The organism is Citrobacter sp. Cu096 (assembly GCF_030332285.1).
In the GTDB taxonomy this organism is placed as follows: Bacteria; Pseudomonadota; Gammaproteobacteria; order Enterobacterales; family Enterobacteriaceae; genus Citrobacter; species Citrobacter meridianamericanus.
Genome location: NZ_JAOWID010000018.1, coordinates 273,720 through 298,331, shown reverse-complemented (window position 1 = coordinate 298,331; position 24,612 = coordinate 273,720). Strand labels below are relative to the sequence as shown.

General features: G+C 52.1%; 23 protein-coding genes, 3 tRNA genes and 1 pseudogene. 16 read left to right on the top strand and 11 right to left on the bottom strand.

The annotated features are described in order from the left end of the window. Window positions 1-7 precede the first annotated feature (7 nt). From prfC to holD, 4 genes are all read right to left on the bottom strand, one after another. Entirely contained in the window at window positions 8-1,597 is a 1,590-nt protein-coding gene (gene prfC / locus OGX99_RS02880; RefSeq protein WP_187253692.1) for a peptide chain release factor 3, read from the bottom strand. Between the two features lie 92 nt (window positions 1,598-1,689). Then, window positions 1,690-2,370, bottom strand: coding sequence for a pyrimidine 5'-nucleotidase (gene yjjG / locus OGX99_RS02875; RefSeq protein WP_061067189.1), 681 nt, complete (start codon window positions 2,368-2,370; stop codon window positions 1,690-1,692). Window positions 2,371-2,384: 14 nt separating this feature from the next. Then, on the bottom strand, window positions 2,385-2,831 hold the full coding sequence (gene rimI, locus OGX99_RS02870) for a ribosomal protein S18-alanine N-acetyltransferase (RefSeq protein ID WP_151216670.1): 447 nt from the start codon (window positions 2,829-2,831) through the stop codon (window positions 2,385-2,387). Next, window positions 2,800-3,213, bottom strand: a complete 414-nt coding sequence (gene holD, locus OGX99_RS02865) for a DNA polymerase III subunit psi (protein WP_005123886.1) — start codon at window positions 3,211-3,213, stop codon at window positions 2,800-2,802. The genes rimI and holD overlap by 32 nt, the downstream gene beginning before the upstream one ends. A 102-nt stretch (window positions 3,214-3,315) precedes the next feature. Between holD and rsmC the strand changes: the two genes are divergently transcribed. From rsmC to OGX99_RS02845, 4 genes are all read left to right on the top strand, one after another. After that, window positions 3,316-4,347 carry a 16S rRNA (guanine(1207)-N(2))-methyltransferase RsmC gene (rsmC, locus tag OGX99_RS02860; protein ID WP_187259134.1) on the top strand — a complete coding sequence of 344 codons (1,032 nt, stop codon included), beginning with the start codon at window positions 3,316-3,318 and terminating at the stop codon, window positions 4,345-4,347. A 139-nt stretch (window positions 4,348-4,486) separates the two neighbouring features. Next, window positions 4,487-4,573 (top strand) — tRNA-Leu (locus OGX99_RS02855). Between the two features lie 28 nt (window positions 4,574-4,601). After that, window positions 4,602-4,687: transfer RNA gene (locus OGX99_RS02850), tRNA-Leu, on the top strand. A 31-nt stretch (window positions 4,688-4,718) separates the two neighbouring features. Then, window positions 4,719-4,804 (top strand) — tRNA-Leu (locus OGX99_RS02845). A gap of 39 nt (window positions 4,805-4,843) precedes the next feature. On the opposite strand, the gene OGX99_RS02840 is transcribed toward OGX99_RS02845, so the two are convergent. After that, the gene (locus tag OGX99_RS02840) at window positions 4,844-5,119 is read right to left on the bottom strand and encodes a DUF1435 domain-containing protein (protein ID WP_286542622.1); all 276 of its coding nucleotides are present in this window, start codon (window positions 5,117-5,119) and stop codon (window positions 4,844-4,846) included. Window positions 5,120-5,335: 216 nt separating this feature from the next. Here OGX99_RS02840 and OGX99_RS02835 point away from each other — a divergent pair, with 216 nt between their 5' ends. Continuing rightward, entirely contained in the window at window positions 5,336-6,412 is a 1,077-nt protein-coding gene (locus OGX99_RS02835) for a GGDEF domain-containing protein (protein WP_151216667.1), read from the top strand. 108 nt (window positions 6,413-6,520) lie between these two features. After that, the gene (gene fhuF / locus OGX99_RS02830) at window positions 6,521-7,309 is read left to right on the top strand and encodes a siderophore-iron reductase FhuF (RefSeq protein ID WP_151224521.1); all 789 of its coding nucleotides are present in this window, start codon (window positions 6,521-6,523) and stop codon (window positions 7,307-7,309) included. Window positions 7,310-7,338: 29 nt separating this feature from the next. On the opposite strand, the gene OGX99_RS02825 is transcribed toward fhuF, so the two are convergent. Continuing rightward, the gene (locus tag OGX99_RS02825; RefSeq protein ID WP_151216665.1) at window positions 7,339-8,682 is read right to left on the bottom strand and encodes a PTS sugar transporter subunit IIC; all 1,344 of its coding nucleotides are present in this window, start codon (window positions 8,680-8,682) and stop codon (window positions 7,339-7,341) included. A gap of 365 nt (window positions 8,683-9,047) precedes the next feature. Between OGX99_RS02825 and OGX99_RS02820 the strand changes: the two genes are divergently transcribed. Then, a complete protein-coding gene (locus tag OGX99_RS02820) occupies window positions 9,048-9,506 on the top strand; it encodes a YbaK/EbsC family protein (RefSeq protein WP_151216664.1) in 459 nt (152 codons plus the stop codon). A 44-nt stretch (window positions 9,507-9,550) separates the two neighbouring features. On the opposite strand, the pseudogene bglJ reads toward OGX99_RS02820, so the two are convergent. Next, window positions 9,551-10,228, bottom strand: a pseudogene (gene bglJ / locus OGX99_RS02815) (DNA-binding transcriptional activator BglJ). Then, window positions 10,189-10,914 (bottom strand): response regulator transcription factor, encoded by a 726-nt coding sequence (locus tag OGX99_RS02810; RefSeq protein WP_187253687.1) that lies wholly within the window; start codon window positions 10,912-10,914, stop codon window positions 10,189-10,191. Before OGX99_RS02810 ends, bglJ begins: the two are co-directional and overlap by 40 nt. Window positions 10,915-11,378: 464 nt before the next feature. Here OGX99_RS02810 and OGX99_RS02805 point away from each other — a divergent pair, with 464 nt between their 5' ends. From OGX99_RS02805 to opgB, 6 genes are all read left to right on the top strand, one after another. Continuing rightward, complete coding sequence (locus OGX99_RS02805) at window positions 11,379-12,155, top strand: threonine/serine exporter family protein (RefSeq protein WP_187253686.1); 777 nt, start codon at window positions 11,379-11,381, stop codon at window positions 12,153-12,155. Continuing rightward, complete coding sequence (locus tag OGX99_RS02800; RefSeq protein WP_151216661.1) at window positions 12,146-12,619, top strand: threonine/serine exporter; 474 nt, start codon at window positions 12,146-12,148, stop codon at window positions 12,617-12,619. Before OGX99_RS02805 ends, OGX99_RS02800 begins: the two co-directional genes overlap by 10 nt. A 107-nt stretch (window positions 12,620-12,726) precedes the next feature. Beyond that, window positions 12,727-13,266, top strand: a complete 540-nt coding sequence (gene dnaT, locus OGX99_RS02795) for a primosomal protein DnaT (RefSeq protein WP_151216660.1) — start codon at window positions 12,727-12,729, stop codon at window positions 13,264-13,266. Between the two features lie 2 nt (window positions 13,267-13,268). Next, window positions 13,269-14,006, top strand: a complete 738-nt coding sequence (dnaC, locus tag OGX99_RS02790) for a replicative helicase loader DnaC (protein ID WP_061067183.1) — start codon at window positions 13,269-13,271, stop codon at window positions 14,004-14,006. 69 nt (window positions 14,007-14,075) lie between these two features. After that, entirely contained in the window at window positions 14,076-14,567 is a 492-nt protein-coding gene (locus tag OGX99_RS02785; protein ID WP_151216658.1) for a YjjA family protein, read from the top strand. Between the two features lie 229 nt (window positions 14,568-14,796). Next, entirely contained in the window at window positions 14,797-17,088 is a 2,292-nt protein-coding gene (gene opgB / locus OGX99_RS02780; RefSeq protein WP_187253685.1) for a phosphatidylglycerol--membrane-oligosaccharide glycerophosphotransferase, read from the top strand. 43 nt (window positions 17,089-17,131) lie between these two features. Here opgB and OGX99_RS02775 read toward each other — a convergent pair whose 3' ends face one another. Both OGX99_RS02775 and OGX99_RS02770 read right to left on the bottom strand, forming a co-directional pair. After that, entirely contained in the window at window positions 17,132-18,577 is a 1,446-nt protein-coding gene (locus tag OGX99_RS02775; protein ID WP_286542617.1) for a tagaturonate reductase, read from the bottom strand. A gap of 13 nt (window positions 18,578-18,590) precedes the next feature. Continuing rightward, on the bottom strand, window positions 18,591-19,613 hold the full coding sequence (locus OGX99_RS02770; protein WP_151224518.1) for a zinc-binding alcohol dehydrogenase family protein: 1,023 nt from the start codon (window positions 19,611-19,613) through the stop codon (window positions 18,591-18,593). Window positions 19,614-19,750: 137 nt separating this feature from the next. Between OGX99_RS02770 and OGX99_RS02765 the strand changes: the two genes are divergently transcribed. The 3 genes from OGX99_RS02765 (at window position 19,751) to OGX99_RS02755 (ending at window position 22,808) form a co-directional block, all read left to right on the top strand. Beyond that, the gene (locus OGX99_RS02765) at window positions 19,751-20,665 is read left to right on the top strand and encodes a GntR family transcriptional regulator (protein ID WP_086550806.1); all 915 of its coding nucleotides are present in this window, start codon (window positions 19,751-19,753) and stop codon (window positions 20,663-20,665) included. A gap of 213 nt (window positions 20,666-20,878) precedes the next feature. After that, on the top strand, window positions 20,879-22,240 hold the full coding sequence (locus OGX99_RS02760) for an MFS transporter (protein WP_151216654.1): 1,362 nt from the start codon (window positions 20,879-20,881) through the stop codon (window positions 22,238-22,240). Between the two features lie 52 nt (window positions 22,241-22,292). Then, entirely contained in the window at window positions 22,293-22,808 is a 516-nt protein-coding gene (locus OGX99_RS02755; protein ID WP_286542615.1) for a GNAT family N-acetyltransferase, read from the top strand. On the opposite strand, the gene tsr is transcribed toward OGX99_RS02755, so the two are convergent. Beyond that, window positions 22,805-24,466, bottom strand: a complete 1,662-nt coding sequence (gene tsr / locus OGX99_RS02750) for a methyl-accepting chemotaxis protein (RefSeq protein ID WP_187253681.1) — start codon at window positions 24,464-24,466, stop codon at window positions 22,805-22,807. The two genes, OGX99_RS02755 and tsr, sit on opposite strands and share 4 nt — an antisense overlap. Window positions 24,467-24,612: the final 146 nt, after the last annotated feature.

Below are 24,612 nucleotides of genomic sequence, written 5' to 3'. Positions count from 1 at the left end.
AGGTCGATTAGTGTTCGCGCGTTTTGCGGAACTTAACGTCAGGGTAACGTTCCTGGGTGAGATTCAGGTTAACCATGGTTGGTGCAATATAAGTAAGATTATCGCCGCCATCCAGCGCCAGCTGAATTTCGTTTTTACGCTTAAATTCTTCAAATTTCTTCACGTCAGAACACTCTACCCAACGCGCAGTCGCCACGTTGACCGATTCATAAATCGCTTCAACGTTGTATTCGCTCTTCAGACGAGAAACCACCACGTCGAACTGCAGCACACCGACAGCCCCCACGATCAGGTCGTTATTGGCGATCGGACGGAATACCTGCACGGCGCCTTCTTCTGAAAGCTGAACCAGTCCTTTCAGCAGCTGTTTCTGCTTCAACGGATCCTTGAGGCGAATACGACGGAACAGCTCCGGTGCGAAGTTCGGAATACCGGTGAACTTCATCATTTCGCCCTGGGTAAAGGTATCGCCAATCTGGATTGTGCCGTGGTTGTGCAGGCCAAGAATATCGCCCGGATACGCTTCTTCGACGTGAGAACGGTCACCGGCCATAAAGGTCAGCGCATCGGAGATCACCACGTCTTTACCAATGCGCACCTGGCGCATTTTCATGCCTTTCTCGTACTTGCCGGACACCACGCGCATGAACGCCACGCGGTCACGGTGTTTCGGATCCATGTTGGCCTGAATTTTAAACACGAAGCCAGTGAACTTCTCTTCAGAGGCTTCAACGACGCGGGTATCGGTTTTACGCGGCATCGGCGCAGGCGCCCACTCCACTAAGCCATCCAGCATATGATCGACGCCGAAGTTACCCAACGCGGTACCGAAGAAGACCGGGGTGATTTCGCCCGCGAGGAACAGCTCATGATCGAACTCGTTGGACGCACCCTGCACCAGTTCCAGCTCGTCGCGCAGCTGCTGCGCCAGGTCATCACCCACGGCAGCATCGAGCTCCGGGTTGTTCAGACCTTTAACAATGCGCACTTCCTGAATGGTGTGACCTTTACCTGTCTGATACAGATAAGTTTCGTCTTTATAAAGGTGATAGACACCCTTGAACAACTTCCCACAGCCAATCGGCCAGGTGATCGGCGCGCAGCCGATTTTCAGTTCGTTCTCGACTTCATCCAGCAGCTCCATCGGGTCACGGATGTCACGGTCGAGTTTGTTCATAAAGGTCAGGATCGGCGTATCGCGCAGACGGGTAACTTCCATCAGCTTGCGGGTACGATCCTCGACGCCTTTCGCGGCGTCAATAACCATCAGACAGCAGTCCACCGCCGTCAGGGTACGATAGGTATCTTCGGAGAAGTCTTCGTGCCCCGGGGTATCCAGCAGGTTCACCAGGCAGTCATGATACGGGAACTGCATCACGGAGGTGGTAATGGAGATCCCACGCTGCTTTTCCATTTCCATCCAGTCAGACTTCGCATGCTGGCTGGAGCCACGGCCTTTTACCGTACCGGCGGTCTGAATCGCCTGTCCGAATAACAGAACCTTTTCAGTAATGGTCGTTTTACCGGCATCCGGGTGAGAAATAATGGCAAAAGTGCGGCGTTTGGCCACCTCTTGCAAATAAGGAGACAACGTCATAGTCAAATCTTCTTAGGTAAGCACGGCAACGGGCCGTGCAAGTTGAATACGAAAAATTGCGGCTATTTTACCCATCAACGGGGGGGAGGCAATCAGTGTTTACACAGGAGCTGCTCCAGTTCGCTTAATGACGTCACCGTCCAGGTCGGCTGAATGCCCGCTGGCTGCTCGCGATGATGCGTATTGAGCCAGCAGGTGGAGAGCCCAGCATTAATGCCGCCAAGGATATCGGACTCTGCGGTGTCGCCCACCATCAGCACGCGGGAACGGTCAGGATTGCCCGCCTGCTCCAGCGCATGGTCAAAAATACGGGGATCGGGTTTCGCCACGCCAACCTGCTCAGAAATCACCAGCAGATCGAAATAATCGCGCAGTCCCGTCCGTTCAAGGCGGATTTGCTGCAACGCCGTGAAGCCGTTGGTAATAATGCCGATTTTCGTTTTATCACGAATTGCATTAAGCAGTGAAACTGCCCCTGGCAACGGCGAGCAGATCTCCGCCATCGCATTGATAAATGCGTCATTAAGCTGGCCAGGTTCAACCTTCAGGCGTTCAGCCCAGCTCTGGAAACGGGCGTGCTGCAGCTGTAATGAGGTAATCGCGCCGTTTTGATAATCCACCCACAGCGGTTTATTCACGGCCTGGTAGTCCTGAAAATCTTCAGCGGTAAAGGTAATGCTATAGTCGAGAAACATCCGCTGTAAGCCGGTAAACGAGTCAAACGTAAACAGCGTTTCGTCGGCATCAAAGAAAATCCAGTCCCACTTCTTCATCATTACACCTTGTCTTACATGCTGATTGGCAATGCCATGATAATGGCGTCTTCATGACCATCGGCCGTCGGATAGTAATTGCGCCGGATCGTCGCCTCGTTAAAGCCCAGGTTTTCATACAGCGCGATAGCGGCTGCGTTTGAGGCGCGCACTTCAAGCCACAGCGTCAAAATGCCACGCTTTTCCAGCTCATCGATCAGATGCTCCAGCAGCTCACGCCCCAGCCCCCTGCGCTGAAAGTCAGGATCGACGGCAATATTGAACAGCGTAGCTTCATCCAGCACGACCTGCGTAATCGCAAAGGCCGCCATCACGTCATCAACCCTCAACTGAAAATTGAGGTAACGATCGCCCTGGTTGCTGGCAAATGTTTTTTCACTCCACGGAAAAGCGTGGGCGCGTTTTTCAATCTGAAATGCTGTAGGTAAATCAGTCGGTTCGAGGGAAGAAATCGTGTTCATATGCGCAGATTTGTTGCCATAACGCGGCGCGGGCCGCGGGGTTTTCCCGTAATTCATTAAACGCAGGACTCGCGACCTGAGCGCCCTCTAGCAGCAGCGGCTCTTCGGTTCCCAGCCGCCAGCTATTACAGCGACTGCCTTGCGGCAGCATGGCGACACGGTCAGGCGTCAGTTGTAAAACCTGATCCGGGCTGACGGTTAATGCGCGTAAAATATCGCTCATCAATGGTTCGGTTAGCGCGGGTAACTGTGCAGCAACCATCACCAAACGGACATGCGCAGGAATGGAAATCGCGATTTCGCCCTGCAGTGCGCCAGGACGACGCAACGACCACTGCGTAATGCCCAGTTGCTGTAACTGCCAGTCTCGTCGGGATGTCATAGCGAAACGCTCCTGTAATCAGGGGCGCAAATATAGCAAATTTGTCGAATCCGTGCCATCAAACAACTATAATCCCCCGCTGTACAATTTAAGGAGCACTCCATGTCTGCTTTTACCCCGGCAAGTGAAGTCTTGCTGCGCCACAGTGATGATTTCGAACAAAGCCGTATTCTGTTTGCCGGTGATTTGCAGGATGACCTGCCTGCTCATTTTGAAAGCGCCGCCAGCCGTGCGCACACTCAGCAGCTTCACCACTGGCAGGTGCTTCACCGCCAGATGGGCGACAACGTCCGCTTCAGCCTCGTCGCTCAAGCCGATGACGTCGGCGATAGCGATACGCTGATCTACTACTGGCCGAAGAATAAACCTGAGGCTCAGTTCCAGTTGATGAACCTTCTGTCGCTGTTACCGGTGGGCAGCGATATTTTTGTTGTTGGTGAAAACCGCAGCGGCGTGCGTAGCGCCGAGCAGATGTTGGCCGAATACGCACCGCTAAACAAAGTCGACAGCGCACGTCGCTGTGGCCTGTACCACGGTCGTCTGGAAAAGCAACCGGTCTTTGATGCTGAAAAATACTGGGACGAATACCAGACCGACAACCTGACCATTAAAACGCTGCCGGGCGTATTCAGCCGTGACGGCCTGGATGTTGGCAGCCAACTGCTGCTCTCTACGCTGACGCCGCACACTAAAGGCAAAGTTTTGGATGTCGGTTGTGGCGCGGGTGTTCTCTCCGTCGCACTTGCCAGCCACTCGCCAAAAGTGCGCTTAACCCTGTGCGATGTTAGCGCAGCCGCTGTTGAAGCCAGCCGCGCAACGCTTGCCGCCAACGGTATTGAAGGTGACGTTATCGCCAGTAACGTCTTTTCTGACGTGACGGGTCGCTTTGATATGATCATCTCCAACCCGCCGTTCCACGACGGCATGCAGACCAGCCTGGATGCCGCGCAAACGCTGATTCGAGGCGCGGTGCGTCACCTCAACAGCGGTGGCGAACTGCGTATTGTAGCCAACGCCTTCCTGCCTTATCCGAAAGTACTGGATGAAGTGTTTGGCTTCCACGAAGTTATCGCGCAGACCGGGCGCTTTAAGGTCTATCGCACCGTCATGACGCGTCAGGCGAAAAAAGCGTAATTGTCTCGCAGCGAACGGTCATTCACGTGGCCGTTTTTGCATCAATCGGCCCAGCCTGTACAATTAACTATTGACGAAAAGTTGAAAACAACTAGAATGCGCCTCCGTGGTAACGATACTTTTTGAGTGTCGATGGTATGCGAAGGTGGCGGAATTGGTAGACGCGCTAGCTTCAGGTGTTAGTGTCCTTTCGGACGTGGGGGTTCAAGTCCCCCCCCTCGCACCATAATCCACGTTGATATTGCTCGCACTGGGCGAAGGTGGCGGAATTGGTAGACGCGCTAGCTTCAGGTGTTAGTGTCCTTAGGATGTGGGGGTTCGAGTCCCCCCCCTCGCACCAACGAGGCGATATCAAAAAATAAGATGACTGTGCGAAGGTGGCGGAATTGGTAGACGCGCTAGCTTCAGGTGTTAGTGTCCTTAGGATGTGGGGGTTCGAGTCCCCCCCCTCGCACCAATTATCTTATTTCCCTCTCAATTTTCTTCCCTGTTTTGTTCATCCCTGATTCCAGTTCATCATTACCAGAACAATGCCGCCGATCAGTGCTGCGCATGACGGTAATAAAACAAAGTGCCGTAAACGCTCATGGTATAACATGAGTGAAGTCAGTAGTAATCCTAATACAATCATCGCCTTCCATACGTAGACCGACAGGTCACTAAATGCCATCCCGGCAATAAGCATTCCCGGCAGCAGAACACCCCAACCACTGCCCAGCGTACGTTGCAACATGGTACCACCTATCATACCGATAATGATAACCAATATCATATGATAAATTTTCTCATTTGTCAGCTATGTGGCACTATCAATTATATGAGTTTTACTTAACGATTGATGACATCAATAATTTAAGGTGATAAATTGCTCGCCGGTTAGCTTTTCAACTAAAAACAATAAAAACCTCTGCGAATGAAACCCCGTTCGTTATTTGTTTTATTTACCAACTCACCTTCGTACATTGCAGATAACTAACAATATTTACCTATGACAGTACAATCCTGGCGAACTCTGCGCACCAAAAAATACCAACTTTCTTTACGACTGTTCCTGTTACTCAATGCAGTCTCCGCGCTGTTTACGCTTTTTTTCCCCCTGTTTGCCGTCAAAGCTTTGTCAGCACCGGCTTTGCTGATACTTGTGATGAGTACATTGTTACTGGCATGGCATGGCAAATATGCGGATAAAAGAATTAATCTTCCTTTTATTTCAATCGTTTTTGGCTTGCTGTGGGCATTACATATTTTCCTGAAATATAACGCGCTAGGCCATAATGATTATTATTTTCTGTTAATCGCGCTTCTCAGCGTTTTGTTTATTGGATCTATCGCTTTTGCCAATAATATCATCGCGTTTACGCTTCACTCATTGCCTTCCGTCGCCGTCTGTTTATGGCTGAACGGCAGCGAGCATGGTTTGCGAATTTTCTATTTTATGGCGTTGCCCATGGCCGGGATCGCCATCCAGCATGTGATACAAAAGCGCTACGACGGCTTCGCCCAGCAACTGATGCACAAACTACTGGAAGAACGGGAAACCCTGAACGGTCTCAGCATGCTCGACCCGCTAACCGGTTTGTACAATCGCCGGGGGCTGCAACACAGACTCGATACACTATTGGCCCTGAGCAACTCGAAGCACTACGTCCTGCTGCTGGATATCGACCATTTCAAAGCCTATAACGACCATTACGGTCATATGATGGGCGATCAGGCGCTAATCCGCGTCTCGGCCGCGATTCGTGACTCCGTGCGTTCCCGGGACGTGGTGGCGCGCTTTGGCGGCGAAGAGTTTATGGTTTTGCTGACCGCGGTCGATCCCCAACAGGCTCAGGCTGCCGCCGAGCGCATTCGCCAGAAAGTGTACGACCTTAAAATTCCCCACATGTTTAATGAGAGCGTGGCAACCAACGTAACTATCAGTATCGGCATTGCGCCTCTGGTTGAGCAGGATATTGAAGCCGCGATTGCTCAAGCGGATAAAGCGCTTTATGAAGCCAAGCACCTTGGACGCAACAGCACGCTGGTCAGCGATGAGCTAAGGGTAAACTGCCCTTCTGCCTGAGCGATCTGTGCGATACCGCTCCGGATGGCGACAAAGATCTTGCCATCGTTCAGTGTCAATTATAGGATTAGAAATCATTATCATTTAGATTAACATCCTTATATCAACATGGCTTATCGTTCCGCTCCGATCGTTGAAGATGTCATCTGGCGTAGTCATCTCCCTGCAAAGATGCCCTCGCTGGCTGCTGCCGTCCGCGCAACGATAGCCAAAACCCGAGAACACCTGCTGGATTTCATTCGTCTGGACGAAACGCCAGTGCCAGGAGCAATGACGCTGCATGAATGGACGCAACCAACGACGCTAAGTTCATTGCTCGCGGTTTATTCAGACCATATTTATCGCAATCAGCCCATGCTGCCCCGCGAAAATAAGCCGCTGATTTCTCTCTGGGCGCAGTGGTATATCGGTCTGATGATGCCTCCACTGATGGTGGCCCTGCTGACGCAAAAAGAGGCTATCGACGTCTCGCCAGAACATATGCACGTAGAGTTTCACGAATCGGGTCGTGCAGCCTGTTTCTGGATCGACGTGCATCAGGATCATCAGGCCACGGCTCAGTCTCCCCAACAGCGTATGGAAACGCTGATTCTCTCAGCGCTAACGCCGGTTGTGCAGGCACTGGAAGCGACAGGCGAGATCAACGCAAAGCTTATCTGGAGCAACACGGGGTACTTAATTCACTGGTACTTAACGGAAATGAAGCCGTTGTTAGGTGAAGAATTGCTGAACACGCTGCGTCAGACCTGCTTTTTTGAGAAACAACTCCCCTGCGGCCAGGATAACCCTTTATGGCGTACCGTTGTTCTACGCGAGGGACTGTTAGTACGCAGAACCTGCTGCCAGCGCTATCGTCTGCCCGATGTTCAGCAATGCGGCGACTGCACGCTGAAGTAAGCGAGGAGCCGTAGCCCCCCACCTACACTTTATGCAACCTGCTGATTTTCCTCTTCTATACGCTGTGCTTCTTCATTTTCTTGCGCTAATAGCTGCTTTTCGTAAACCTTAAAGAACGGGAAGTAGATAACAGCCGACACCAGCGCCAGCAGGACAACCAGGAGCGCCGCACGATAATCCCAACCTAACGCCCATGCCGCGCCAACGGGTGCCGGTGCGGTCCAGGGAACCACTGAAATCACCCGCCCAATTAAATCCAGTTTCATCGCCGCCCAGGCCAGCACGGCGTTCACCATTGGGGCCAGAAGGAAGGGAATAAAGAACACTGGATTCATGACAATCGGCGTACCGAAAATCACCGGTTCATTAATATTAAAAATGCTGGGGACCACACTCAACCGCCCAATCGAGCGTAGATGGGCCGAACGACTGCGCAGATAGCAAATTACCAGCCCCATCGTCGCGCCGGAACCGCCAACCACGATAAAGAACGTCCAGAACGCTTCCATAAAGATATGTGGTAAAGGTGTACCCTGAGCCAGCGCCGACTGGTTCATCCCGAGATTGGTGAGCCAGAACATTTGCAGCATTCCCGACACAATCGCGGCGCCGTGAATACCGGCAAACCACAGCAGATGGCCGATCAGTACTGCCAGCAGTATCGCCGGCAGAGAATCGGCGGCGGATACCAGTGGTTTAAAGATGGCCATGATGGCCTGCGGGATCAACATGTCAAACTGTGACTGTATGACCAGGCTCAGCGGGTATAGCGTCAGCACCACCACCAGCACCGGGATCAGCAGATCGAAGGAGTTTTTGATCATCGGCGGCACTTGATCGGGCAAACGAATGCCGATGTTATGCGCCTTCAGAAAACGCATCATTTCAACGCAGTAAATAGCCACCAGGATGGCGGTGAAAATCCCCGTACCGCCCAGGCTATCAACTGGCATCGTGCCTTTAGTTTTTGGCGCAGCAATCAACAGAAATGCCATGATCGACAACATCGCGCACATAAACGGATCTAACTGATGTGACTTCACATAGTGCTTGCCCAGGTTATAGGCAATAGCAGCACATATGTAGACCGACATAATCCCCATCGTCATATCAAACGGTGTAAGTATCTGCCCTTCAAACTGTTTAGCCAAATCCAGCCATGCACGGGCAAATCCCCAGGTGGTATCCGGAGAAAAAGGCGGGTAGGCGAAAACCAACAGAAACGAGCCTACAATCATAAAAGGCATCGCCGAGATAAAACCGTCACGAATTGCCATGACATGACGCTGTGAAGAAATACGCCCCGCGACGGGGCTGACGTAATTTTCAACAAAGCGGAAAATCGCATTAAATACCGCATGGTTAGTAGACATAGCCGTTCTCCCGTTGTGCTAACCCCTGCAACCGTGCTGGTTTCAACACCACCACGTAAAACCCATTCCTACTATTCGCAACCGTGCCAGGAGAAAAACCAGCCTTACCGCTTTTTGAGTTAAGTTTCATAGATGGCTCTTATTATGTGATACAGAGGAAGTGACAACATCAGTATTAATCGCCATTTCAGCATTCTGCAACCGGTTACTGTAACCGGTTTCTTTGATTGTGAAGACGATCGAAAAACTACCAATGTTGCCGTATTGTTACATTTAAATATTTACAGCGAGGTTTACCCTATGACAAATTACGCCATGCGGTTTTTTGCTGTACGGAGCTGCCTGTAGGCTATTTGGAGAGTAGAATGAGTTTGCAATCAGTACGCCAATTTTTAGCGCAACATGCGCCAGATATTGAGATTATCGAATTAGATCAGAGCACAGCCACCGTCGAGTTGGCAGCAAAAGCCCATAACGTCGAACCAGGCCAGATTGCGAAAACACTTTCACTAAAGGTGAAGAACGACATTATTCTGGTAGTCGCCAAAGGTGATGCCCGACTGGATAACAAAAAGCTTAAAAGTACCTTTGGCGCCAAAGCCCGTATGCTGAGTAGCGATGAAGTAGTGAATGCGACAGGTCATCCCGTTGGCGGCGTATGTCCTTTCGGGCTGGAAACGCCGATTTCGGTATACTGCGATGTCTCCCTGAAACACTATGCAGAAGTGCTGCCCGCTGCAGGGGCCATCCACAGCGCGGTTCGCATCACGCCTGAAAGAATGGCTCAACTAACTTCAGCCACCTGGGTGGATGTCTGTCAGTAAAGTTATACGGCCCGTGCCGGTTGTTCACCCCAGCACGTAACGAGTTAAGAAGCCGTCTGTAGAAATGGTGCAGACTCACCTGCGCGCAGATACAACAGAATATCTGCAGCATCGAGCAGTCCGGCATCTGAGCTCACACCCAGTTTGGACATCACATTAAATTTATGTGCCCGGATGGTTTTAATATTTCGTTCCAACTGAACGGCAATCTGCGGCATTGAATAACCATTCGACATAAAGCGCAGTATTTCTCGTTCTGTTGGACTGAGCATACGGCTTTGATTGATATACCAATGGTTTTTTGCACCTTCGGATCCCCGACAGGGAGCATTCAATGCCGTGAATAGCGCATCCTGCAGCACCGTTAACGAAGACGATTTGCTCACAACCCCATCTAACGGCAAGGGCGACAAAGAGCCGATTAATCGCGCCTCTACGTCATCATCAACAATTACCACCCGGCGAATACGCGGAAATTTTTCCGCCAGTTCCATCATATAAGCTAAACCGGCCCTGCGGTCAGTTCTGATTGCAGAGAGGGAAAAAATAACCGCCGAAAACGACGTTTTTAACATTGCCTGACTAAATGCAGGTTGGCTCGAAAAGATATGAAGTTTGTATTAGTCATCCGACATGGTATTAAACAAACTCTTAATACCGACACTGCTCATTGCGCACTTCTCTACCAGCGCGACGTTTCTTTTGATGTTTCTGCTTTCCATTCCGTGGTTTCTCCATAGACTGAAGGTAAATTCAGTTCTCGCGATCCTTGAGAACTGTTTATCCAGGCGTACATTTCTGCGTTACTATGAATCGACAAACGACGCATAGCACTGTTCTTTTGAGCGCTGATTGTTTTATTGCTTTTCTTTAGCAACGTCGCAATCTGGTTAATTCCCCATCCTTTCCCTAAGAGCCGCAACACTTTCCTTTCAGAAAGGGTGAGAACAATTGACCGCACGTTGTTATCCATTAATTGCGGTATAGCTGGCGGAGAGAGCAACGCCTTGCTGATTCTCTCCGCACGGGTATTCCCCGCGTGGATGACATTTACTAAACTTTCAATCGGTTCGGCGTCAGATAACAGCGAACTAACAGGGCACATTAGCAGTTCAATGGCCAGAGGATAAAAATGACGAGATACAAGAAATACCCAGTGGATATCACGGTATTGGGATAATAAAGAATAATATTGTTCGCAGACTGAACGAGGATGATTACAGTCTCCGGTTAAATCAGCAATAACCAGATTGGCACAACGCAGCTGCAGCAAAGTCAGTTCTTCGACGGAGCGGCAGTAGGTCAGCTCGTAATCGGCAAACTGTGCCTGCATTACACCTTTTAACCCAGTTTGTATAATAGGTAATTGACTAATAATAATTGCGTTTTTGCAGCGTCCTGGCAACATATCCCCTCCACCACTCACCAGTCCGTAATCGCACTTATTCAAAATTCCTTGATGAATTAATAAAATTAATCCACAGGAAAATACTCCGAACAATAAACGGGGTGAATTGTTTATCCTTGGCTTTATGATTTAATTAAACAGACACTTTGGCGCTATAATCCAAATAGCGTCAATCTATCGAACCATTATTACACAATTACCTATAAAAATATTATCTGTACAATTAAAAGTACTACAATAGATCGTTAGCTTGGCTTATGTATTTGCTATCTGGATGAATAACGTTACATTTCGGTGAGAGACTTCTTTATTGATAAGCTGATGAGATGTTCAAATGGCTCAGGCACGCGGCCTGCGTCTTTTTTCAACACAAAAATTGATCTTAGCAGAGCCAACAAGCTCATGCTTCATGATAAAAGTAAACATTCATCACTCCATGAGATCCTTTTCAGCCAGAGCGAGCCATGCAAACAGAGCAGTCGTCACAGCGAACAGTTACACGGTTGTGTATTCAATGCGGTCTTTTTTTACTTCAGCATGGGGCAGAAAGCGCGCTGGTTGACGAGCTATCCACCCGCCTTGGACTGGCACTTGGCATGGACAGTGTAGAAAGCGCCATCTCTTCTAACGCTATCGTCCTGACTACCATTCAAGACGGGCAGTGTCTGACATCAACGCGAAAAAATCAGGATCGCGGGATTAACATGCACGTCGTCACGGAAGTGCAGCACATCGTAATTTTGGCGGAACACAAACTGCTGGATGTTAAAGGCGTAGAGAAGCGCTTTAGCCAAATTAAGCCGCTGCGCTATCCAAGATGGTTGGTCGCCTTGATGGTCGGTTTATCCTGCGCCTGCTTTTGTAAACTCAATAACGGCGGATGGGATGGCGCGGTGATCACCTTTTTCGCCAGTATGGTGGCGATGTATATCCGCCAGATTCTGGCGTCCCGGCATTTACACCCACAAATTAACTTCTGCATCACGGCTTTTGTGGCGACAACGATTTCAGGTCTGCTACTGACGTTGCCGACGTTTAACCACACCCCAAACATCGCCATGGCCGCCAGCGTGCTGCTGCTGGTTCCGGGGTTTCCGTTGATCAACTCCGTCGCGGATATGTTTAAAGGACACATTAATACTGGACTCGCCCGCTGGGCTATTGCCAGCCTACTGACACTGGCAACCTGCATTGGCGTGGTCATGTCGATGACCTTATGGGGGCTACGCGGATGGGCGTGATCGATTTCATTTTGGCGCTGATGCAAGACATGATCCTGGCGGCGATCCCGGCGCTTGGCTTTGCTATGGTCTTTAACGTACCGCATCGGGCGCTACCCTGGTGCGCGTTACTCGGCGCACTCGGACATGGTTCACGCATGGTGATGATGAGCGCAGGACTTAATATTGAATGGTCGACCTTTATGGCCTCGCTACTGGTCGGCTGCATTGGGATCCAGTGGTCACGTTGGTATCTGGCGCATCCAAAAGTCTTCACCGTCGCGGCGGTGATCCCCATGTTTCCAGGGATCTCCGCCTACACAGCGATGATCTCGGCGGTAAAAATCGGCCATTTTGGCTACAGCGAAGCGTTGATGATCACCTTGTTAACCAATTTCCTGAAAGCCTCATCGATTGTCGGCGCGCTCTCCATCGGCCTGTCCGTACCGGGATTATGGCTGTATCGCAAACGCCCGCGCGTTTAAGCACGCCACAGAGGGGGAATCTCCCCCTCATCTGCTGCTCTCTCTCTTCTCTGTGTTACTATAAAAGCAGTTCCCTTCTCGGTTGTTGTTCAGTATTGAGAAACATTATGCCCTGCAAAATTTTGACGCCGGACGTCACTAGCATTGACGCCTTACTACACGATCACCACGCAGTGCTGGCCAAATCAACGGGCGGCGCCGTAGCCGTATTTGCCAATAACGCGCCAGCGTTTTACGCGGTGACGCCTGCACGACTGGCTGAGTTGTTGGCGCTTGAAGAGAGGCTGTCACGCCCGGGAAGCGATGTGACGCTGGATGCACAATTTTATGAAGAGCCGCAGGCCGTCCCCGTTGCGGTGCCAATGGGGAAATTTGCGATGTACGCTGACTGGCAGCCCGATGCCGACTTTCAGCGCCAGGCTGCCCTGTGGGGCGTGGCGCTAAGAGAACCCGTCACCGCCGAGGAACTGGCCTCATTCGTCGCGTACTGGCAGGCCGAAGGCAAAGTCTTTCACCATATTCAGTGGCAGCAAAAACTGGCGCGCAGCATCCAGATTGGCCGGGCCAGTAATGGCGGAATGCCGAAGCGCGATGTGAACAATGTCAGCGAGCCTGACAGCCATATTCCACCGGGTTTTAGAGGATAACGATGAAAAACGTTGGCGACCTGATGAAACGTCTGCAAAAAATGATGCCGCCTAATGTCGAGCCCGCATTTAAAACGGGCGAAGAACTGCTGGCATGGCAAAAAGAGCAAGGTGAAATTCGCGCCGCCGCGCTGGCCCGTGAAAACCGGGCCATGAAAATGCAGCGCACTTTCAACCGTTCCGGTATTCGTCCGTTGCATCAGAACTGTTCGTTCGATAACTATCGGGTGGAGTGCGAAGGTCAGATGAATGCGTTGAGCAAAGCCCGCCAGTACGTTGAAGAGTTTGACGGCAACATCGCCAGCTTTATTTTCTCCGGCAAGCCCGGCACGGGCAAAAACCATCTGGCCGCTGCCATCTGCAACGAACTGCTGCTGCGCGGCAAATCGGTACTGATCATTACCGTCGCCGATATTATGTCGGCGATGAAAGAAACCTTCAGTAATCGTGAAACCAGCGAAGAACAGTTGCTTAACGATCTGAGCAACGTGGATCTGTTGGTGATCGATGAGATCGGCATGCAAACTGAATCCCGCTACGAAAAAGTGATCATCAACCAGATCGTCGATCGCCGCTCGTCTTCAAAACGCCCGACCGGTATGTTGACTAACAGTAATATGGATGAAATGAACAAACTGCTGGGTGAGCGCGTAATGGACCGTATGCGCCTTGGCAACAGCCTGTGGGTCATCTTTAACTGGGAAAGCTACCGTAGTCGCGTAACCGGTAAAGAGTATTAACGTATTAGGACCACTCTTAAGACAGCCAGCGCTATACTGCGCTGAAAGGCATAACACGAGTTGCTTATCATGATGAAAACACACCAACGTCTGCTGTGCTGTGCGCTTGCCGCCAGCACGCTTATCTCCACCAGCGTTTTTGCCGCCTCCTGGCAGGATTCGCTCTCCAGCGCGGCCAGCGAACTGAGCAAACAAAGTTCAGGCTCGCAGAGCAGCTCGTCGCTCTCTTCCCTGACCAGCCTGCTGAATGGCAGCAATCAGTCGCTGACCTCCAGCAGCATGAATAATGCCGCCGGGATCCTGGAATATTGCGCGAAACAGAAACTGGCCTCGGTCACCGACACGCAAAACGTCAAAAACCAGGTGCTGGATAAACTGGGCCTCAGCGCGCCTGAGCAAAAACAAGACACCAACTATATGGACGGTATTCAGGGTCTGCTCAACGCCAAAGATGGTCAACAGTTGGACCTGAATACCATCGGTAACAGCTCGCTGGCGAAGCAGGTAAAAACCAAGGCCTGCGATCTGGTGTTAAAACAGGGGATGAACTTCATTTCCTGATGCCTGAATTGCCGCGTACAGCCTGCGCGGCATCATTCCTTACGCCAAAACATTCACGTATCAAATAACTAGTTTTTCCCCGCAAAAAATACGCATATCTAAACCAATTCTGAATAACAACGTAATTTAATGTCACTACAATTGCAGCAATGTTACATCGCTATTACATTGTGCTTTCCCCGAATGATTAGCCTGCAAGGCATGTGCCTGGTTTACTGAGGATCGACCGTTGTCAGAATTAATCTCCATTACTCTGTTTCTCGCTTCAGTGCTGATTTACGCCTGGAAAGCGGGTCGCAACACCTGGTGGTTTGCTGCCACGTTAACGGTGCTGGGGATTTTTATTGTCCTGAATATCACGCTGTACGCCAGTGACTATTTCACCGGTGACGGGATCAATGACGCGGTTCTGTACACGTTGACCAACAGCCTGACCGGCGCGGGGATTGGAAAATATATTTTGCCGGGCGTCGGCATCGCGCTGGTGCTGACGACCGTTTTTGTCGCGCTCGGCTGGATCCTGCGCCGCCGTCGCCATCACCCGCATCATGTGGGTTACAGTCTGCTGGCCCTGCTGCTGGCACTGGCTTCCGTCGACGCCAGCCCGGCGTTTCACCAGATAACCGAGCTGGTTAAGTCGCAATCGCGCGATGGCGATCCGGATTTCGCGACGTATTATAAAGAGCCGTCGAAAACCATTCCCAATCCGAAGCTGAACCTGGTTTATATCTACGGCGAAAGTCTTGAGCGCACCTATTTTAACAACGATGCCTTCCCGGATCTGACCCCGGAACTCGGCGCGTTGCAAAACGAAGGTCTGGATTTCAGCAATACCATGCAGCTGCCGGGTACCGATTACACCATCGCCGGGATGGTTGCCTCCCAGTGCGGTATTCCGCTGTTTGCGCCGTTTGAAGGCAACGCCTCGGCGTCGGTCTCCAGCTTCTTCCCCAACAATATCTGTCTGGGCGATATCCTGAAAAACTCCGGCTATCAGAATTACTTCGTGCAGGGTGCCAACCTGCGCTTTGCCGGCAAAGACGTGTTCCTGAAATCTCACGGCTTTGACCATCTGTACGGCGCGGAAGAGTTAAAAAGCGTGGTGGCGGATCCGGCCTATCGTAACGACTGGGGTTTCTACGACGACACCGTGTTGGGCGAAGCGTGGAAAAAATTCGAAGAACTTTCGCGCTCGGGCCAGCGCTTTTCACTGTTTACCCTGACTGTGGATACCCATCATCCGGATGGATTTATCTCACGTAGCTGTAACCGTAAACGTTATGACATCGACGGGAAGGCCAACCAGTCGTTCAGCGCGGTCAGCTGCAGTCAGGAAAATATCGCTGAATTTATCAATAAAATTAAAGCCTCTCCGTGGTTTAAAGACACCGTGATCGTAGTGTCTTCTGATCATCTGGCGATGAACAACACTGCATGGAAGTACCTGAACAAACAGGATCGCAACAACCTGTTCTTCGTGCTGCGCGGCGACCAGCCGCAACAGGATACGCTGGCGGTAAAGCGTAACACCATGGATAACGGGGCAACGGTACTGGATATTCTCGGCGGCGATAACTTTATCGGCCTTGGCCGCAGCAGCCTGTCGAGCGAATCCGTATCGGAAGTGTTCATGAACATCAAAGAAAAAATGCTGGCGTGGAAACCCGATATCATTCGCCTGTGGAATTTCCCGAAAGAGATGAAAGAGTTCACCGTCGACCAGGACAAAAACATGATCTCTTTCTCCGGCAGCCATTTCCGCCTGCCGCTGCTTTTGCGGGTATCGGACAAACGCGTCGAGCCGCTACCGGAAAGCGAATACTCTGCCCCGCTGCGCTTCCAACTGGCTGATTTTGCCCCGCGCGATAACTTTGTCTGGGTCGATCGCTGCTACAAAATGGCGCAGCTGTGGGCGCCGGAGCTGGCGCTCTCTACCGACTGGTGCGTTTCACAGGGTCAGTTAGGTGGGCAGCAAATTGTGCAGCACGTCGACAAAGCCAAATGGAAAAGTAAAACCGTATTTAAAGACACGGTGATCGACATAGAGCGCTACAAAGGTAACGTCGATACGCTGAAAATTGTCGATAACGACATCCGTTACAAAGCCGATAGTTTCGTCTTCAACGTGGCGGGCGCACCGGAAGAGGTGAAACAGTTTAGCGGTATATCACGACCCGAATCCTGGGGGCGCTGGTCCAATGCACAGCTCAGCAAAGAGGTAACTATCGAATACAAGGCCCCGCTGCCGAAGAAATTCGATCTGGTCATCACCGCGAAAGCTTTCGGCGACAACGCTAATCGCCCTATTCCCGTGCGTGTTGGCAACGAGGAACAGACGCTGGTGTTAGGCCACGATGTCACCACCACCACCTTACATTTTGAAAACCCGGCGGATGCCGATACGCTGGTGATTGTCCCGCCCGATCCGGTTGCCACCAACGAGGGCAATATTCTCGGCCACTCGCCGCGAAAGCTGGGGATCGGGATGGTTGAAATCAAAGTAGTGGCTGCTCAGGGGTAAAAAAAACAGCGCCCAACACTACACCGGGCGCTGCATGGCAACCTTATTCCAGACTTTTCACTGCCTGGCGCATCCCCTGCGCCAGAATCATCTCCAGGTTGGCCGTTACCTGCCCGGCAAGCCCAGGCAACAACGTCAAATCATCTCCCCAGTGCGCCGCATCTCCGAGCACGGCATCGACCAGCTCACGCAGCGTTAAATCACTGCCAACTCGCGGCCACAGGCTGGCATACAGACTGACCCACTGCTCGTCATCCTGGATCGGATAGCGTTCCCCGTTACGCTCTGCGCGATAAAACGCCAACAGCGCAGCAAGGGCAAACGTTAACCGCACGGGCCAACGCCCATTTTTCTCACCCGCCAGCAGTTGCGGCAAAATTCGGGTGCGGAATTTGGTCATCCCATTAAGCGCAATGGAAAGCAACTGGTGACGAATGTAGGGGTTTCGAAAACGCCCGTTCACCGCGCTGGCAAACTCACGCAGTTCATCCGCCGGAAGATCCAATACCGGTATAATTTCCTCGCTAATCGCCCGCTCGACAAAGCGGCGGATATCAGCATCCTGCATCGCCTCGCCAACGGTCTCCAGCCCGCACAGCCATGCTACAGGTACCAGCGCTGTATGCGCGCCATTGAGAATGGCGACCTTGCGCTCTTTGTACGGTTTGATATCGCTCACTACACGGATATTCAGCGGACACTGAGCCAGCTTCAGCTCCTCTGCCAGCCACTGCGGCCCCTGGATCACAAACAGGTAAAAATGCTCCGCGGTATCGAGAAACGCATCGTGATAGCCAAGCGCAGCTTCCAGCGCGGCGGCTTCTTCTCGCGGGTAGCCGGTGACAATGCGGTCGACCAGCGTGGAACAGAACGTGTTTGCCGTCTCCACCCAGTCGGCAAACGCCGGAGGAAGATGCCACTCCTGCGCATACCGCAGCACCAGGGATTTGAGCGCCTCACCGTTATAGTCGATAAGCTCGCACGGGATAATTACCCAGCCCTTATCCGCCGCCCCGGCAAACTGATTAAAGCGCTCGAGCAGCAGGCGCGTCAGTTTGGCCGGAAAGCTCACCGGCGGCGCATCATCCACGCGGTCTGCCGGGTGATAGCTTATTCCGGCTTCGGTGGTATTCGAAAACACAAAGCGGATATCCGCATTGTGCGCCAGCGCCAGATACGCCGCGAAGTCCTCATACGGATTGATTTCGTTATTCACCGACCGGATAAGCCGCGCCTCGCTCACCGTCTCACCCTGCTCGTTTAGCCCGCGAATTAGCGTGGTATACAGCCCGTCCTGGGTATTCAGCGACGGCGGGAAATCGGTATTAATTGGCCTGACAATGGTCACGCCCGCGTTCAAATCGGTGTATTCGTTGAGAATATCCAGTTGCCAGTCGACAAACGCCCGCAGAAAGTTACCTTCTCCAAACTGGATCACGCGCGTTGGGTAGCTGGCCCCCGCAAAATCACGTCGATTCAATGTATTCATCCTGTTTTCCCTCTCAGAACGTAATCACGCCTTTAATCAGTTCACGGTTGTTGATCACATCCCGCTCGTAGATTTCTGCCAGTGTGGCAAAGGCGTAACGGTGCGTGAGCATCATGTCGGCGGTCAATTTGCCTTCCGACATCAGGCGGCCGACTTTGGCGAAATCTTCCGGTGTGGCGTTGCGACTGCCCATCATGGTGGTTTCTTTCTTGTGGAATTCAGGGTCAGAGAACTGCAAATCACCTTTGAACAACCCAACAAAAACGATGCTGCCGCCATGGCGAATCAAATTCACCGTATTGTTCATCGCATGCTGATTCCCCGTGGCATCAATCACCTTTTGCGCCAGCGAACCGCCAAACTGATCACGCAGCTGCACATCAAAATCGTCAGCGGACGGATCGATAACCGGGAGCCCCAGGCGGGAAACCACATGCTCTCTGCGTGCCGGACTGGTATCGGCGACCACCACCTGTGCGCCATCGGCTTTGGCAATCGCCGCAGCGCCCAGACCAATCGGACCGGCGCCAACCACCAGCACCTGCTCACCTGGCGCCACCGCCGCCCGACGTACCGCATGCGCGCTGATGGCGTAAGGCTCAATCAGCGCCGCCGCCTGCGGGTCAATCCCCTGCGCGTCCAGTAAGTTGGTCACCGGAACGGACAGATATTCACTGAAACCGCCATCCTGATGCACGCCGATCACTGAAATCTTCTCGCAGCAGTTGGTACGCCCGCTCAGGCATGCCGGACACTGCTGGCAGGCCACGTAAGGAATAACCGCCACCTGCTGCCCATTTTTCAGATTCTGTATATTTTTTCCCAGCCCAACAATTTCCCCACATATTTCATGACCTAACACTCGTGGGTAACTGAAAAAAGGTTGGTTGCCGCCCCAGGCATGAATATCGGTACCACAAATCCCTACCGATTTAATTTTTATTAATGCTTCACCCTCACCCGGAATAGGTATTTCGCGCTCTTTCCAGACTAATTTTTTAGGCTCCTGGCAAATCAAGGTATTCATCGTAGACATGATTCTGCTCTCCTGTTTTTCTGTTGCCTCAGATATCAACGAAAATAAAAAAGCCGGAGAAAACAGAAACACAATCTGTGAATTCCAGCGCATAAAAATGTTTTAAATCGGGTTTTAATAGGCAAAAAGGAGAAGCCATGAGCCGTTCACAAAACTTACGCCACAATGTGATTAACCAGATAATCGATGATATGGCGCGGGGTCATATCCCTTCCCCACTTCCTTCGCAAAGTGCGCTGGCGGAGATGTACAACATCAGCCGCACTACCGTGCGCCATATGCTGAGCCACCTAGGCGAGTGCGGGGTGCTAACCCAGGTCGGTAGCCACTATGTCATCGTGCGTAAACCTGACCATGATGACGGTTTTGCCTGCACCACCGCCTCCATGACCGAGCAAAACCGGATTTTTGAGCAGGCTTTTTTCACTATGATCAACCAGCGCCAGCTGCGCGCGGGCGAGAGTTTTTCCGAACTGCAGCTTGCCAGAGCCGCGGGGGTAAGCCCGGTAGTGGTACGGGAATATCTTTTAAAATTCGAACGTTACAACCTGATTAAAAACGAAAAACGCGGTCAGTGGAGCATGAAGCAGTTCGATCAGGCCTATGCGGAACAACTGTTTGAACTCAGAGAAATGCTGGAAACCCATTCCCTGCAGCATTTTCTCAATCTGCCCGACGATGACCCACGCTGGCTGCAGGCGAAAACGCTGCTTGAGCGCCACCGGATCCTGCGCGACAGCATCGGCAGCAGCTTTCGTATGTTCTCGCAGTTAGACCGTGAGTTTCATGCTTTACTGCTCTCCGCTGCCGACAATATATTTTTTAATCAATCACTTGAAATCATCTCCGTGATTTTCCACTTCCACTATCAGTGGGATGAGAGCGACCTCAAACAACGCAACATCATTGCCATCGATGAGCATATGACCATCCTCAGCGCGCTGATTTGCCGCAGCGACCTGGATGCCACGCTGGCGCTATGTAACCATTTGAATTCAGCTAAACAATCGATGATTCGTTCCATCAACCAAAGTCATCGCGCCGCACATTAAGTACCGATAAAAAACAGCAAACTATTACCGGGAGCACGATTTTATAAAAATAAAAACGCCGGAAAAATACCTCTTGCCTATGCTCACGCTAAGTCGACTGCATTAAAAACTTTTGTGAGCAGTGATGAGTAAATTTTTTCATCACTGGTATTTTTTCAATACTGCACAGCCCGGCTGTGTGAATAATAAATTATTGAGGTTCAGGAGTCCGGCGTGGAAAAAAATAATATTACCCTCGACCCGAGTTCTTCGTTTGGCACGTCGTCATCTGCGGATATAAATGTTCCGTCTGAAGGCATGGTGCAACGCAGTAGCCGAATAAAACGCATTCAGACCACGGCAATGATTTTATTATTTTTTGCTGCGGTAATTAATTATCTCGACCGCAGTTCTCTGTCGGTTGCTAACTTAACGATTCGTGAAGAGCTGGGGTTGAGCGCCACGCAAATCGGCGTGCTGCTGTCGGTATTTTCGCTCGCTTACGGTATTGCCCAGCTCCCCTGCGGCCCACTTCTGGATCGCAAAGGTCCGCGCATTATGCTCGGACTGGGGATGTTCTTCTGGTCGCTGTTTCAGGCGATGTCCGGCATGGTACACAGCTTCACTCAGTTTGTGCTGGTGCGTATCGGGATGGGGATCGGCGAAGCGCCAATGAACCCGTGCGGCGTAAAGGTCATCAACGACTGGTTTAACATCAAAGAGCGCGGCCGCCCGATGGGATTATTCAACGCCGCTTCCACCATCGGTGTAGCCATTAGCCCGCCGATTCTGGCTGCCATGATGCTGGTGATGGGCTGGCGCTGGATGTTTATTACCATCGGCGTGCTGGGCATTTTCCTCGCCATCGGCTGGTACATGCTGTATCGCAACCGCGAGCAGATTGCACTGAGCGCCACCGAACAGGCGTACCTGAACGCCGGTAGCGTCAATGCCCGCCGCGATCCCCTGAGCTTTGCCGAATGGCGCAGCCTGTTTCGCAATCGCACGATGTGGGGCATGATGCTGGGCTTTAGCGGCATCAACTACACCGCATGGTTATATCTGGCCTGGCTGCCGGGCTACCTGCAAACCTCCTACAATCTGGATTTAAAAAGCACCGGATTAATGGCGGCGATCCCGTTCCTGTTTGGTGCAGCCGGCATGCTGATTAATGGTTTTGTCACCGACTGGCTGGTGAAAGGCGGTATGGCGCCGATTAAGAGCCGTAAGATTTGTATTATCGCCGGGATGTTCTGTTCTGCGGCCTTCACCTTCGTCGTACCACAGGCCACAACGTCAATGGCTGCGGTGTTACTGATCGGCATGGCGCTGTTCTGTATCCACTTCGCCGGAACATCCTGCTGGGGTCTGATCCACGTGGCGGTGGCTTCACGCATGACCGCCTCCGTGGGCAGTATCCAGAACTTCGCCAGCTTCATCTGCGCGTCATTCGCACCGATCGTCACCGGATTTATTGTTGATACCACCAACTCTTTCCGTCTGGCGCTGATCATCTGCGGCTGCGTCACCATGGTGGGCGCTCTCGCCTACATCTTCCTGGTGCGCCAGCCCATCAGCGATCCGCGTAAAGATTAATCCTCACGATGCCCGATAACACCGCGCTTATCGGGCATGTTATGCTCGACAAATGAACATCATCTTACGTTCCACCACGCTGGCAGACACCGCTGCGCTTCCCGCGATCGAACGATCGGCGGGGCAACGTTTTTTACACATCCCGGAACTGGCATGGATTGCTGACGACCAGATTATGCCGGCTGCCCGGCATCGCGCATTTGCTGCCGCTGGCTTGAGCTGGCTGGCGCAGGCCGATGAGCATCCGGTCGGTTTTTTAGTCGCCGAAGCACTGGATTCATCGCTGTTTATTGCGGAACTGTCGCTGCATCAGGCGTGGCAGGGAAAAGGCATTGGCCGCAGATTGCTTAGCTATGTTGCCGGGCAGGCGTGTGCGAAAGGTTATACGTCGCTCACGCTGACCACCTTCCGCGATGTGCCGTGGAATGCGCCATTGTACGCGCGACTGGGTTTTGAGCTACTGGCTGATGAGACGCTTCCTGTATTACTGCGCCAGAAAAGAGAAGAGGAAGCGGCGCATGGCCTGGCGTATGAATCACGCTGCGCCATGCGCCTGATGCTTACTTAGAACGTTTCCCAGTTATCCCCGGCATCCGTTACCGCAGCTTTACGCGGCTGGACCGTTGACACCGGCTTAGCCGCGGCAACGTCACGTGCGCGTTGCTGGTCATGCTGAATACGGAACACGGCAACGGCCTGAGTCAGACGGCTGGCCTGTTCTTCCAGCGCGGCGGCGGCGGCGGCGGATTCTTCCACCAACGAGGCGTTCTGCTGCGTGACACGATCCATCTCGGCAACAGCCAGACCGACCTGGTCGATCCCGCGGCTCTGCTCGTCAGAAGCGGAGGCGATTTCACCCATAATATCGGTCACGCGGGTCACTGCATTGACAATCTCATCCATGGTTTCACCGGCGCTTTCAACCAGCGTTGAACCGACATCTACGCGGCTGACCGAGTCTTCAATCAGGCTCTTGATCTCGCGCGCGGCCTGCGCACTACGCTGGGCCAGATTACGAACTTCACCCGCAACCACCGCAAAACCACGCCCCTGTTCACCCGCACGCGCGGCTTCTACCGCGGCGTTGAGCGCCAGAATGTTAGTTTGGAAAGCAATGCCGTCGATGACGCTAATAATGTCGGCGATTTTCTGCGAACTGGAAGCGATGTCACGCATAGTTTGCACGACGTTATCCACCACTTTGCCGCCTTTCTGCGCGGTTTCCGAAGCACTCAGCGCCAGATGGCTGGCCTGGCGCGCGTTTTCGGCGTTCTGCTTCACGGTTGCCGTCAGCTGTTCCATGCTGGCTGCGGTTTCCTCAAGAGAAGCCGCCTGCTGTTCGGTACGCGAGGAGAGATCATTATTGCCCATGGCAATCTCGCTGGCCCCGCTGTAAATCGCGTTGGCACCGTTACGCACATCCCCTACGGTGTTCATCAGCTCACCCTGCATATGGCGCAGGCTTTCCGCCAACTGTCCAATCTCGTTGGAACCTTCCACGTCAATGCGCTTCACCAGGTCGCCGCTGGCGATATGGCGAATGCTGTCGATCAGACGGTTCATTGGGGAGATAAGGGTCAGTTTGATACCAAACCAGACCGCAATGATTGCCGCCAGTACAGTAATCAGCACGCAGACCAGCACCCACATCGCCTGGCTGTAAGAACTGTTGTTATCAGCCACTGCGATGTCATACAGACGATCGTTCTGCTGCATATAGTTGATATAGGCTTTCTCAAAACCATCCTGATAGCTCTGAGTCGGTTGATCGAAGAACGCGTTGATCTTCCCGTCACCCAGTAACTGGATCAGTTCCGCCAACGCACCATGATAGATGTCGTAAGTGCGGTTGATTTCCTGGAATGCAGCTTCGCTTTGGCGCGGATCGCGTGGCAGCGACTCGTAAAGCGCCCAGTTTTTTTCCGTCAGTTTCAGCGCGGTGCTGGCTACTTGCATCAGCTCAGCAACGGTCGCACCGCTGCCAATATTGCTCTGATCCATCATGTAGCGAATACCCGCCCGGTTCAAGGTATTACGCGTTTGCAGCAGCTCAACCCAGGTGGCGTTCAGCGCAGACTGTTGCTGGCGAATGGTTTGCAGAACGGTAAAGTTCTCTTTGTCATTCTTAAGTGAGTTAAAGAACAGGCCGCCCGAGGCGAGCTGTAAAAGGCCAAACAGCGCCAATACCAGCAGTAAGCTGGTAACAATCTTCATTCGTTTTAACATGTTTTCTCTTTCCGCTAGACAGATACTCTGGTTTTCGGCCTGGAAAGAGAAAACTTTATGGTGTCAGCAATTGCCACAGAATTATCGTTTTCGCATTAAATACCGTTCCCTATGACAAATTACGTAAAAAATTAGTCGTTCCGTTG